At 35.3% G+C, this 12,715-nt stretch carries 11 protein-coding genes; all 11 read left to right on the top strand.

What is annotated here, in order from left to right; all coding sequences use genetic code 11:
- Window positions 1–14: 14 nt before the first annotated feature.
- Complete coding sequence (locus EJA19_RS00140) at window positions 15–287, top strand: helix-turn-helix domain-containing protein (protein ID WP_240640170.1); 273 nt, start codon at window positions 15–17, stop codon at window positions 285–287.
- The gene (locus EJA19_RS00135) at window positions 274–1,182 is read left to right on the top strand and encodes a BT4734/BF3469 family protein (RefSeq protein ID WP_125466313.1); all 909 of its coding nucleotides are present in this window, start codon (window positions 274–276) and stop codon (window positions 1,180–1,182) included. The genes EJA19_RS00140 and EJA19_RS00135 overlap by 14 nt, the downstream gene beginning before the upstream one ends.
- Window positions 1,179–2,918 (top strand): DUF3987 domain-containing protein, encoded by a 1,740-nt coding sequence (locus tag EJA19_RS00130; RefSeq protein ID WP_125466312.1) that lies wholly within the window; start codon window positions 1,179–1,181, stop codon window positions 2,916–2,918. Before EJA19_RS00135 ends, EJA19_RS00130 begins: the two co-directional genes overlap by 4 nt.
- A gap of 163 nt (window positions 2,919–3,081) precedes the next feature.
- Window positions 3,082–3,375 (top strand): helix-turn-helix domain-containing protein, encoded by a 294-nt coding sequence (locus EJA19_RS00125; RefSeq protein ID WP_125466311.1) that lies wholly within the window; start codon window positions 3,082–3,084, stop codon window positions 3,373–3,375.
- Window positions 3,376–3,395: 20 nt separating this feature from the next.
- The gene (locus tag EJA19_RS12685; RefSeq protein ID WP_158611334.1) at window positions 3,396–3,563 is read left to right on the top strand and encodes a hypothetical protein; all 168 of its coding nucleotides are present in this window, start codon (window positions 3,396–3,398) and stop codon (window positions 3,561–3,563) included.
- A gap of 40 nt (window positions 3,564–3,603) precedes the next feature.
- Complete coding sequence (locus EJA19_RS00120) at window positions 3,604–5,460, top strand: Piwi domain-containing protein (RefSeq protein WP_158611332.1); 1,857 nt, start codon at window positions 3,604–3,606, stop codon at window positions 5,458–5,460.
- A gap of 58 nt (window positions 5,461–5,518) precedes the next feature.
- Complete coding sequence (locus EJA19_RS00115) at window positions 5,519–5,830, top strand: DUF6660 family protein (RefSeq protein WP_125466309.1); 312 nt, start codon at window positions 5,519–5,521, stop codon at window positions 5,828–5,830.
- 138 nt (window positions 5,831–5,968) lie between these two features.
- On the top strand, window positions 5,969–10,402 hold the full coding sequence (locus EJA19_RS00110; protein WP_125466308.1) for a CusA/CzcA family heavy metal efflux RND transporter: 4,434 nt from the start codon (window positions 5,969–5,971) through the stop codon (window positions 10,400–10,402).
- 20 nt (window positions 10,403–10,422) lie between these two features.
- Window positions 10,423–11,646, top strand: coding sequence for an efflux RND transporter periplasmic adaptor subunit (locus EJA19_RS00105; protein WP_240640169.1), 1,224 nt, complete (start codon window positions 10,423–10,425; stop codon window positions 11,644–11,646).
- 6 nt (window positions 11,647–11,652) lie between these two features.
- Complete coding sequence (locus EJA19_RS00100) at window positions 11,653–12,294, top strand: cation diffusion facilitator family transporter (protein WP_125466307.1); 642 nt, start codon at window positions 11,653–11,655, stop codon at window positions 12,292–12,294.
- Entirely contained in the window at window positions 12,287–12,709 is a 423-nt protein-coding gene (locus EJA19_RS00095) for a Fur family transcriptional regulator (protein ID WP_125466306.1), read from the top strand. Before EJA19_RS00100 ends, EJA19_RS00095 begins: the two co-directional genes overlap by 8 nt.
- Window positions 12,710–12,715 lie beyond the last annotated feature (6 nt).

Here is a 12,715-nt window from a genome sequence, read left to right as displayed (position 1 = left end):
TTATCGATTTAATCTTGGCACTCTCACAAGAGATTAAGGATTTAAAAGCACGTATCGAATTAATAAGAGCTACGAGAGCAGAACGCTTAAAAGATACGTGGATTGACAATCAGGACGTAATGCAAACGCTACATATTAGCCAACGGACATTGCAAACATTCCGTTCAAATGGTACGATTCCATATAGCAAGATACAAGGTAAATTTTATTACAAAGTATCTGATATAGAGGAACTATTACAAAGCAATTATTATAACCCAAATTTTAAATGCGATGGAAATAAGTAAAGAAAGCATCTTAAAGAAAACGCATTACGGGTTAAATATTTATGCTTATGTATTAAGGCAGTATTATCCTAAATCAACAGTCCTTTCCTTAAAAGGAAGGGACTGCGGGATAACCCGAAATCCTTTTAATGGTGGTAAATCAACATTACAAATTAATGTTGTTGAAAATAAGGCAATGCATTACGACATAGAATTAACCGATTTTAAAGGTGATGTATTCGATTTTGCATCCTATCATTTTAAAATCATTAATGAAGAAGAATTGTTACTAAAAATCAATGAGGTACTGCATCTAAATTTTGAAGTTAAAAAAGAAGATGAATTATCCTGGTTAGATGCACCTGATGATACTTGGTATGCTTACAGCAGTTTTTACAAAGCACCAATTAGAAATGTTTTTCCAACTGAAAAAGTAAGATTATATCAAATATTTGAGCGTATTACAAGTAATAAGTATAAAAGTATCACAGAGCAATTTAGAGCGATTAAAGACCCTAAAGAAGCACGGAAATTTAAAGCAAATCATTTTGATTATGTAACATTTTCAGGCGTGTTTTCTAAACGAAATGATAATAGCTTAATTGAGCATTCATCACTATTAACAATCGATTTTGACCATTTGCAGAATCTTGAAGAACTAAAACAACAATTATTAAACGATGAATATTTTGAAACCGAATTGTTGTTTACATCACCTTCAGGAGAAGGCTTAAAATGGATAATTAGAATCGATATATCTAAAGTGTCACACAACGAATATTTTATTGCGGTGGCCAATTACATAAAACATACATATAACATAGAGGTTGACCAATCGGGTAAAGACATTTCCAGAGCGTGTTTTTTATCCCACGATCCATTGGCATACCTACATAAAAGACATCAAAAGCTATGACAAAAATATTCAACCCAAAAGATTGGTTAGCTGTTCCAGAGCAAAAAGAAGTACCTAAAAAACCAATCAACAACAAACCGACAACGGTTGTTGCAAATGATATTGAAACATATATCAACGCTTTAGAACAATCAGGTATCGACATTACAGATACTTATGATAAATGGCGTGATATCGGATTTGCAGTTTCAGAGGAATACGGTGAAGCTGGACGTGATTACTACCATAGAATTAGCAGAAATTATTCAGGTTACGACTATAAAGAATGCGACGAACAGTATAATAAATGCTTACAAGCAAAAGGACACGGTATAAGTATAGCAACTTTATACCACCATTTGCATCAAGTTGGTATTAAACCAAAACAGCAACAACAAGTTGTTGAAGTATCGCAACATCCAGAGGAAGAAAAACAACCATTGCCAACAATACCAACAACAGTTTACAACAACATCCCAACATTTTTGCAACAAGTAGTAAAACCATCAAGCAGTAATGAAGAACGTGATATTTTGTTGTTGGGTGCATTAACTGCATTTAGTGCTTGTTTCCCTAAATTGTTTGGCGTGTACGACCAACGTAAAGTGTTTAGCAACTTGTATTTATTTGTTACTGCACCTGCTTCAGCAGGTAAAGGAAGGTTAAACCAAATTAAAAATTTGGTAAATCCTGTTCACAAAGAAAAGCGCGAACAATCCAAAACCCTAAAACAACAGCATCAAGTTGAAATGGCTACTTATAATATGAATAAGGGCAAAAGTGAAACTATGGAAAAACCGAGTAAACCACCTGAAAGAATGCTGTTTATTCCGGCTAACAATAGTGTAACAGGTGTTTATCAATTAATATCGGATAATGAAGGTAGAGGGTTAATTTTTGAAACCGAAGGAGATACTTTAGCACAAGCTTTTAAAAGTGATTACGGTAATTATTCCGATGGTTTTCGTAAAGCATTCCACCACGAAACCATTAGTTACTATCGTAGAACGGACAGAGAGTATGTAGATATTGAAAGACCTTGTTTGTCAACGGTGTTGTCTGGTACACCAAAGCAGATTCAGGCATTGGTTCCAAGTGCTGAAAATGGCTTGTTTAGTCGTTTTATGTTTTATTATATGAATATCAAACCTACTTGGAAGAACGTTTTTCAAACTGATACAACCAATGGTTTAGATGAATATTACGACCAATTAGGAAAAGAATTTTTTGGGTTATACAAAACCCTAAAAAACAATCCTGATATTGAAGTAAGGCTAACAACCGAGCAACAACAAAAGTTTAATGTGTTTTTTGAGAAGCTTCAAACCAAATACCTCAATCTTCAACCCGATGACTATATAGCAACTGTTAGACGTTTGGGGTTAATAGCATTTAGAATTATAATGTTGTTTTCTGTATTTCGCATTATGGAAGATGGTGATGTAAACCAAGTAAGATATTGTGAGGATATAGATTTTGAAAATACATTGGAAATGATAAGCGTATTAGTAAAGCACAGTAGTAAGGTGTTTAACGATTTACCTATCGAACAAAAAGAAGTAAAAAGAGCCAATCGTAAAGAACGTTTTTTAGAAGCACTACCTTATCAATTTTCAAGACAAGATTACCTAAATATAGCCGACAAAAACAAGATTCCTCATAAAACAGCAGAAGGCTATATTACTAAATTTGTTGATGCTGGTCTAATACATAGGGAAGCACATAACAATTATACAAATCCCACAAAAGCACAATAAGGATTTTGAGGATTTTAAGGAAACGAGGATTTATAAAAATACTTTATATCCTCAAATCCTTAACTTCCTCATTTCCTGTTTATAATTGTTAATATCTTTTTGTTAGTTCTTATTTTCTTTTTCTTACATTAGACAAATATTGACAAGTCAAAATATCCCCAAAATGACGTTTGGAGAATACATCAGAGAAATACGAGAAGAAAAGCAATTATTATTAAGAGAAGTTGCTTCTCAAATGAATATTGATACGGCACTTTTAAGTAAAATTGAACGTGGTACTCGTATGGCTCGTAAAGAACAAGCTGAAGCATTAGCCAAAGTATTAAAACAAAATAAAAATGAATTGCTTCAATTCTGGATGGCAGATAAAATTGTCTTTATGTTAAAAGAAGAAAAAAACATTACGGAAATCCTCAAAATTGTAGAACAAAAAATTAATAGATTGAGCAAGAAGTAGAATTAATAAACCCAAGTCTTATGAGTCAGGAACTTTATTTTAATATCATAACATTTGATTTACCAGACAAACCAATAACTTTTTATTTAAGTAAAGAGAAAATTGGAAATGCGCAAAAGTTGTATAAAACAAAGTTTCCAACCAATATAGAAGATTTGTTTCCTGGTATAAAAAGAAGAAAATCATGATTTTATCTACACATCATTTATTTATGAAAAGGAAGGTTATTTGCCTTTAAAACTCAATCTAAAAGAACAACCAACCGACTTAATAAAGCATTACTATAATTGGCGAATCAAAAAATTCTTTAAAAGCATAAAAAAACTTGTTGGTCAAAACTTTGTGAATGATAATCAAATTTGGATAGGTAATAGATCATATCAAAATAAAAGTTTTGCACAGTATTATAAGTTTACTGTCAAAGTACAAATTAAAGAAGTTAGTGAATATGGTGAGTTAGTTATTTCTTATGATGGTATGGCCAAAGTGTTTAAAAAACCTATTTCTGAAATTATAAAACATACCTCAACAACAAATCTTAATAAAGTTGTATATAAAATGAGGTTATTAAAATATCATAAGGAAAAGGAATTTATTGATGATAACACAAAGGCTTTTGCCATTTTGAATAACGATTTACGAACAGCTTTTAATATTCAACCAGAACCAAAAGATGAGTCCAATAAATATATTGGTTATAAACACAAAATAGATAAGTTTATTCAGCATTTCATTTTAAGTGAGGAATTTAAGAAAGTTATCCCTGTTAATAATGACGATTACTTACCTGTAGAAATAAATCGAATTGGTGAAGTTGCTGATGAAAGCAATGATTTAGTGTTTCAAAATGGTGTTGGTAGAAATCCCAAAATTGATTTTAAGAATTTAAAGCCTTTAAATCCTTGTCAGTTAGATAATGTGCATTTCTTCTTTATATATCATACAAGTTATGCTAAAGAAGTAGAAGCATTGCAAAAATTATTGGAAGATGGTACAAGTTGGTATAAAGGTTTAAACATTTATGCAGGTGTTTTAGCACATTTCGATAATGATGTCAATATAGTATTTGATGATTTAGAAAATCCATTACCTCAAATTGCAAAGGGTATAAAAGATTTTAAATCTGACCCTAATATTAATTATGTTGCTATTTATTTAAGCCCTTTTAACAAGCACGAACCTAATCTTGAAAAAAAGTTAGTGTATTACAAGGTTAAAGAACAGCTATTATATAAAAGAATAATATCTCAAGTAATAGAGTTTGATAGATTTAGAAGAAACCAACATAAATTTATTTACGATTTAACCAATATATCATTAGCCTTATTAGCAAAATTAGATGGTACACCTTGGCAACTAAATGTCAAACCTAAAAATGAATTAGTTATTGGTGTGGGTGCATTTAAAAATACCGAAGAAAACATTCGATATGTAGCAAGTGCATTCAGTTTTAAAAATAATGGAAGGTTTAATGAATTTCATTATTTCAGTAAATCTGATGTTAAACAGTTAGGGGGTGCATTAAGTGATGCTATCTATCAATACGTACCAACAAACCAAATACCTGAAAAAATAGTGATTCACTTTTATAAGGATATGAAGGATGAAGAAATACAACCTGTTTTAGAAATGATGGATAAACTTCAATTGCCTTGTCCTCTTTTTGTTCTTAATATTAATAAAACAAAATCACAAGATATTATTGCTTTTGACCAAAATTGGAATGGTGAGTTAATTCCAATGAGTGGCACATATATAAATATTGGCCCTAAAGGAGAATATAAATATTTACTCTTTAATAATTTGAGGTATAACAATACTGTAAAATACCCAAGTCATTCAAGTTATTCATTTCCAATAAAACTTAAAATATCAAGTCCTACACCAGAGGCTTTAAATGATAGTAAAATGATTAGAAAGCTAATAGAGCAAGTGTATCAATTTAGTAGGCTATATTGGAAATCCTTACGTCAACAAAACGTACCAATAACAATTAAATATCCTGAAATGGTTGCAGAAATAGCACCTCGTTTTGAAAGCAAGGAAATACCACCTTTTGGTCAAGAAACCTTATGGTTTTTATAATCTGAAGCCTTTTTTCTTTGCACAACCATTGCATTAAAAAATTCTTATATTTGCCTTAATGAAATTTTTAGCATTCATATTGTCAATCTATATCTTCACACTAAATTTAGTGCCTTGTGAAGATACAGGTACTTTTGACAATGAAGTTAAAACAGAAATTTCTCAAGATTTAGGTGATAACCACCAACATCAAGATGCAGATTTATGTTCCCCATTTTGTATTTGCCAATGTTGCCATATAAACGTAACTTATTTCAAATTCGCAGAAATAAAATTTGAGTTTAAATACATTTCTTCTCAAGATTTTCTCTACTTAAACGGTATAAAAAAAGATTTTACCACTTCCATTTTACAGCCACCACAGGCATAATTCAGTTTTTTTAAAGGATAATTATATCCTTTTTTGACCAAATCCTGGTTCTCATACTAGATCCTTGGTCCTATTGATAGATTTTGTTAGGCACAAAATTATTATCAAGAATTTTAACTGAATTAAATTTTTATTTATATGATTAATAAGATAATCGCATTTTCCATTAATAATAAATTTATTATTGGACTACTTACCTTAGCGCTGATAGGGACGGGTATTTGGTCCATGATGACCGTCAACCTGGGATCGGTGCCAGATATTACTAACAATCAGGTTCAGGTGATCACCCAGTCGCCAAATCTTGCCACAGAAGATATTGAACAATTTGTAACCTATCCCGTAGAACTTTCGATGGGTAATTTACCTGGAGTTACAGAGATTCGCTCTATCTCACGCTTTGGCCTTTCCGTAGTTACTATCGTTTTTGAAGACGATATGGGAACCTATCTTCCTCGACAGCTGGTACAGGAAAAACTAAACGAACTGGGCGAATCTATCCCTGAAAAATTTGGAAGTCCATCTATGGGTCCCATCTCTACTGGTTTAGGTCAAATCTATGAATACACTATAAAGCCAGAGGAGGGTTTTGAAAACAAGTATTCGCCTATGGAACTGCGCACCGTGCAAGATTGGGTTATCAAACGACAACTCACATTACTGGAAGGCGTGGTAGAGGTCAACTCTTATGGAGGCAGTATTAAACAGTACGAGGTCACTGTCAACCCAGATAAGTTGAATAGTTTGGGTATTAGTATTTCACAAGTGTATGAGGCTCTCGCTCGGAACAATGTGAATACAGGCGGTGCTTACATAGAAAAAAATAAAATGTCAAATTTCATAAGAGGTGAAGGTCTTATTCGCTCTTTGGAAGACATTAAAGATATTTCGATTATTAACGAGGGCAACATTCCCGTAACTATTGGAGATGTTGCAACACGCGTCCATTTTGGGAATCAGGTACGTTATGGTGCTTTTACGCAAGACGGTAAGGAAGCCGTGGGAGGAATAATAATGATGCTAAAAGGTTCAAACCCTAATGCGGTTATTCAAAATGTTAAGAATCGTATGGCAGAAATTGAAAAATCCCTGCCAGAAGGTCTCACTATCGCCCCTATCATTGATCGTAGTGAGCTAATTGCCAGAACGACCGATACCGTTAAAACCAATTTACTGGAAGGCGCCCTAATCGTGATATTTGCCCTTGTTTTATTGTTGGGTAGTTTAAGAGGTGGCATCATAACGGCCACGACCATACCGTTGTCCTTGCTTTTTGCCTTTATATTAATGAAGCAATTTAATGTATGGGCAAACTTAATGAGCTTGGGAGCTATAGACTTTGGGATTATTATAGATGGTGCCGTGATTATTATAGAAGGAACGGTGTATGAGATCCAAAAACGGATTAGGTCTGGAAAGCTAAAATTCAATCAAGGCGTAATGGATAAAGTAGCCTATGATGCCGGAACCACGATGATGGGTTCTGCTTTTTTCGGGCAGATCATTATCCTTATAGTTTTTACACCTATACTTTTCCTTACAGGTGTAGAAGGTAAAATGTTCAAACCGATGGCATACACCTTTGGTTTTGCTATGATAGGTGCAATTATTCTGTGTCTTACCTATGTCCCAATGATGTCTGCGCTTTTTATGAAACCAGTTCAAAACACCAAAAGCTGGTTTGGAAGGTTTGAACGCTGGCTGGAAAGGATAAGTGATAAGATAATTGGTGGAATACAAAGGGTATATATGCCTTTACTGAAAGGGGCATTAAAACTGAAGCTCATTGTTGTAGGTGCTGCTGCTGTTCTACTTGTATTAGCCGGTTTCCTTTTTTCCAGAATGGGAGGAGAATTTGTGCCTCAACTGGATGAAGGGGATATTGCAATGCAGGCTTTAATCAGACCAGGAAGTTCATTAACAGAGTCTATTGAAGTTTCCAAAAAAATAGAAAATATCCTTCTAGAAAATTTTCCTGAAATTAAAACAGCAACAGCAAGAATTGGAGTAGCGGACATCCCAACAGATCCAATGCCGATGGATATAGCAGATATGTACCTGATTCTTGAAAAAGATAAGGATAATTGGACAACCGCTGAAACTAAAGAAGGACTTATAGCGCAAATCAAGGAAAAACTCAATAAAGAACTTACTGGGGTAAACCTTGTGTTTACGCAACCTGTAGAATTAAGGTTCAACGAATTATTAGAGGGGGTTAGAGAAGATATTGCGGTTAAACTATATGGAGAGGACCTGGGGGTGTTGTCGGAAAAGGTACAGGAAATGGCCAGTATTATCCAAACCGTGCCTGGTGCAGGAGACGTAAACGCGGAGCGAACATCAGGCCTCCCACAAATGACCGTTAAATTTAACCGTGATAAAATTGCGCAATATGGACTGGATATCCAAAAAGCCAATGATTACATAAGTACAGCTTTTGCAGGAGGAACAGCCGGAGTCATTTTTGAAGGAGAAAAACGATTTGATCTGGTAGTAAGATTTGATGAAGATCATAGAAAGAATATTGATGATTTGCGTGGTATGTATATCGATCTTCCAGACGGAACTCAGGTGCCTATAAAAGAAATAGCAGATATTGAGTATGTTCCGGGGCCTATGCAAATTTCAAGAGATGATACCTACAGAAGAACCTATGTGGGTGTAAACGCCCGGGGAAGAGATGTAGAGTCTGTGGTGAACGACATTCAGCAAAAATTAGATGAGGAATTAGAATTGCCACCAGGTTATTATATTACTTATGGAGGGGAGTTCGAAAACCTTCAGAGTGCCAAAGACCGATTAGTGATTGTGGTACCGATAGCCTTATTCCTGATTTTCGTGCTTCTATATTTTGCCTTAAAATCTTTTTCCCAATCTATCATGATCTATATGGCGATACCATTGGCTGCTATCGGAGGTGTTTTTGCCCTTTGGTTAAGAGGTATGCCATTTAGCATTTCCGCAGGTGTAGGCTTCATTGTTCTGTTTGGTGTTGCAGTTTTAAACGGACTGGTACTAATAAATAGATTCAATTCTTTAAAAGAAGAAGGAGTAACCAGTATAAGAGATAGAATTTTTACAGGAACCAAAGAACGAATACGACCTATTATGTTAACAGCAACAACAGATATTTTCGGTTTTTTACCAATGGCATTTTCCACATCTGCCGGTGCAGAAGTTCAACAACCACTTGCTACAGTTGTTATAGGTGGTATGCTTACGGCTACCTTGCTTACGCTGGTGGTTCTTCCTGTCCTTTATACATTTGTAGAGAAGAGACGGGAGAAAAAGGAACAGAACAAGCTTGGTTCTTCCAATTCACGATCTTTAGCTACGATTTTGATAATTGGCTTTGTTTTAGGCGGAACCTTTTCTGTAAATGCACAATCTGATGCAATGTCATCTGAATATTCACAACAGGATTCTTTACAAACTATTAGTTTGCAAGAGGCTAAAGAAATGGCAATCCAAAACTTTCCGCAATTAAAAGCTGCTCAACTTGAAATTGAAAGTGAGGAAGTATTGCGTAAAACCGCCTATGATTTTGGAAATACCCAAATCTTTACAGGAAAAGAAGAAGTAGGAAATGGCTCTGATGGGGTCTATACTCAAATTGGCGTCCAACAGCAAGGCATTGATATTTTTGGAATTGCCCCCCGGTTAAAATTGCAGAAAGAAAGGGTTGCCCTTGCTGAAAGTGCCTTAGAGTTATCTACTATTGAAATTGAACGTGAAGTAAGCAGGGCCTGGGCCTCGGTTTATACAACTAAAAGGACATTCCAGGTTTATAGAAAAATGGATTCAATTTTTGAAGATATTGAAAGGGCTGCAAGAATCAGGTATGAAACAGAGGCCACCTCCAAATTGGAATATCTTGCTACCTCCAACCAGGCGAACGAGGTTAAAATACAGCTGGAACAATCGTACCGAGATTACCTGAAATCAATACAGCGTTTAAACCTATGGTTCGTTAGTGACACAATCTATGATGTACCAGATTTGCCTGTTGAAACTTTAGACGAACCTTTAAACTTTCTGGTAGAGTCGCTTGAAAATCATCCGTTGCTACAGGTTTCGGAACAAAGGATAGATGTTGCCAAAGCGGTTACCAGAGAACGAAAATCTGAATTTTTGCCCAAATTTCAGGGTCAGTACGGTAGGCAGGAAATAGCCGGGCAATCGGGTTTCTTCCAATATCAAATAGGAATTCAAATTCCGCTGTTTTTTGGGCCGGAATTAGGCCGTACACAGGAAGCACAAGTAAATAGACAGATTGCAGAGCAAAACTTTTATCAGGATAAAATCGAACTGCAAACCGCCTATAAAAATATGCGTGAAGACTATATCAAATGGAGAAACTCATGGAATTATTATAGGGATGAAGCACTTCCTTTAGCACAGGAACAACAGGAAGGGTCAGTATTAGCATTTAAAGAGGGAGCTATAGATTATATAACTTTCCTTCAAAATATAAGGGATGCCATTAGAATTGAGGTAAATGCCTGGAGTGCTTTTAATGATTATCTCGACAGCCGTTACCAACTGGAATATTACCTTAAGAATTCAAATTAAAAACTAAGAAAGAAAACGATATGAACATAAGATCAATAAATATTTTAATGCTTGCCTTATCACTTACATTGTTTTTGGGGTGTGAAGAAAATTCTAATTCGGAAAAAGATACTCAGGAGACTAAAGCATCGGATTCTAAAGAAACAAAAGGTCACAATGAAGAAGAAGGCGGGATGCGCTCGGTACATCTTTCAGAGATGAAATTTAATAGTTTGGGAATCAAATTAGATACCTTACCTAAGAAAGCATTATCAGGAATAGTGGAAGCCAATGGACAACTAGAAGTGCTGCCTCAATACGAAGCTACAGTTACGGCCGTCTTAGGGGGCAATATAAATTCAATAAAAGTTATTGAAGGGGATAAAGTTAATAAGGGTCAGATACTGGCGTACCTTTCCCATCCTACTTTGACGAAAATCCAAACGGACTATATTAACGCCTATAACCGGATGCAGTTTTTGGAAAAGGAATTTGCAAGGCAAAAACGATTATATGAAGCCGAAGTAGGGTCGGGGAAATCTTTTCAACAAACACAGGCAGATTATCAGTCTGTACAAGGTGAAGTACGTGGATATGAATCACAATTACGTCAGTTAAACCTTAGTGTTTCCAGGGTTAGAAATGGGGAACTTTACGAATATATCCCGGTAGTTAGTCCTATTGAAGGTTATATAGAAAAAGTAAAGGTGCAAATTGGCCAATATGTAGAACCACAAACCAGTATGTTTATGGTAGTTGATAATGAACATGTTCATGCCGATCTAATGGTTTTTGAAAAAGATATTTATAAGGTTAAAGAAGGTCAAAAAATTTCTTTTACGCTGGAATCGGTTCCTGGAAGTAATTTAACGGGAGAGATTTATTCCGTGGGAAAACAATTTGAACAAAACCCCAAAGCGGTACACGTACATGCAGAAATAGATAATAAGAAAGATTATCTTATTCCTGGTATGTATATCAAAGGAAAAATTAGAACAGGAGAAGATGCGGTAACTGCATTACCGGAAGAGGCAGTGATTGAAGAAGAGGGAAATCCTTACATCTTTACGGCCCAAAAGCATCAGAAAGATAGTAAAACCGAGTGGGAACTAAAACCAGTACAGGTGAGAACGGGGATTAATGAAGATGGTTGGGTTGAAATTAAACTGCTGGAGCCACTTTCGGAAGGTACTTTAGTTGCATATAATAATGCCTATTACCTTATGGGAGAGATGAAAAAAGGGGAACTTGGTGACGATGATTAAAATGGAATGAAAGAAAAAAGAAAGAAAAACTTAAAAGTAGCAAGAACCTTACAGATTTGGAACGTCATCTACGATGTTATTGAAGTTGCGGTCTCGCTTATTGCTGGATTTACGGCAAATAGTTCGGCTCTGATAGGTTGGGGATTGGACAGCACGATTGAAGTGGTTAGTGCGGGAACATTAGGCTGGCGACTACACGGCGAGATTAAAGGTATCGATGAAGAAAAAGTAAAACGAAGACAAAAAATCACGTTAAACGTAATTGCAGTTTCCTTTACGCTCATCTGTATTTTCATTTCCTACGATTCCATTACAAAGCTTATAAATAAAGAAACCGCAAACTGGAGCACGATGGGACTGATTATATTATTGGTTTCCCTCGCTGTAAATCCAATTCTAATATATTTCAAAAGAAAATATGGAAAGAAACTGGACAGTCCAGCCTTGCTGGCTGATGCTAAAGACACCTTTATTTGCTTATACCAAACCGTGGTCGTACTTATAGGATTGCTATTGGTCAACTGGTTAGGCTGGTGGTGGGCAGATCCTGTGGCGGCATTACTTATCGTGCCCTATGCGGCAAAAGAAGGCTATGAAGCCTACAATAAAGCTAAAAATATCAATTATAACACCGCACAAAATGACTGAAATTGAAAAAACATTAAATGACCATAACGTGCGTCCCACCGCAATGCGCATCTTGATTTATAAGTATATGGCCGATAGGGATGCCGCCATCGCCCTGACAGATATTCAGAATGCTTTCGCAAAAGCGGATAGAACCACATTGTACCGAACCCTAAAAACGTTTGAAGAAAAAAACGTGGTGCATCACATAGATGACGGAACTGGAATCTCTAAATACGCACTTTGTGAAGAAGGCTGTAATTGTGAAATAGAACAGGATTTGCATTTACATTTTCATTGCACTAACTGTGACGAAACAGTTTGTTTAACGGAACAAAAAATCCCGCATATCAATTTGCCAGATGGATATTTGGCAGAGGATGTTAATCTCGTGGTTACGGGAATATGCGAAAAATGCAGCAGTAATTTACTTTAATAAACA

Origin of the sequence: Mangrovimonas spongiae, from assembly GCF_003944795.1 — a bacterium.
In the GTDB taxonomy this organism is placed as follows: domain Bacteria; phylum Bacteroidota; class Bacteroidia; order Flavobacteriales; family Flavobacteriaceae; genus Mangrovimonas; species Mangrovimonas spongiae.
This window is presented reverse-complemented; position numbering and strand designations above follow the sequence as displayed.

Coding starts and splice junctions, on each gene's coding strand:
- EJA19_RS00110 (WP_125466308.1), top strand. CDS start 5,969: ATGATTAATAAGATAATCGCATTTTCCATTAATAATAAATTTATTATT.
- EJA19_RS00125 (WP_125466311.1), top strand. CDS start 3,082: ATGACGTTTGGAGAATACATCAGAGAAATACGAGAAGAAAAGCAATTA.
- EJA19_RS00135 (WP_125466313.1), top strand. CDS start 274: ATGGAAATAAGTAAAGAAAGCATCTTAAAGAAAACGCATTACGGGTTA.
- EJA19_RS00115 (WP_125466309.1), top strand. CDS start 5,519: ATGAAATTTTTAGCATTCATATTGTCAATCTATATCTTCACACTAAAT.
- EJA19_RS00095 (WP_125466306.1), top strand. CDS start 12,287: ATGACTGAAATTGAAAAAACATTAAATGACCATAACGTGCGTCCCACC.
- EJA19_RS00105 (WP_240640169.1), top strand. CDS start 10,423: ATGAACATAAGATCAATAAATATTTTAATGCTTGCCTTATCACTTACA.
- EJA19_RS00130 (WP_125466312.1), top strand. CDS start 1,179: ATGACAAAAATATTCAACCCAAAAGATTGGTTAGCTGTTCCAGAGCAA.
- EJA19_RS12685 (WP_158611334.1), top strand. CDS start 3,396: ATGAGTCAGGAACTTTATTTTAATATCATAACATTTGATTTACCAGAC.
- EJA19_RS00100 (WP_125466307.1), top strand. CDS start 11,653: ATGAAAGAAAAAAGAAAGAAAAACTTAAAAGTAGCAAGAACCTTACAG.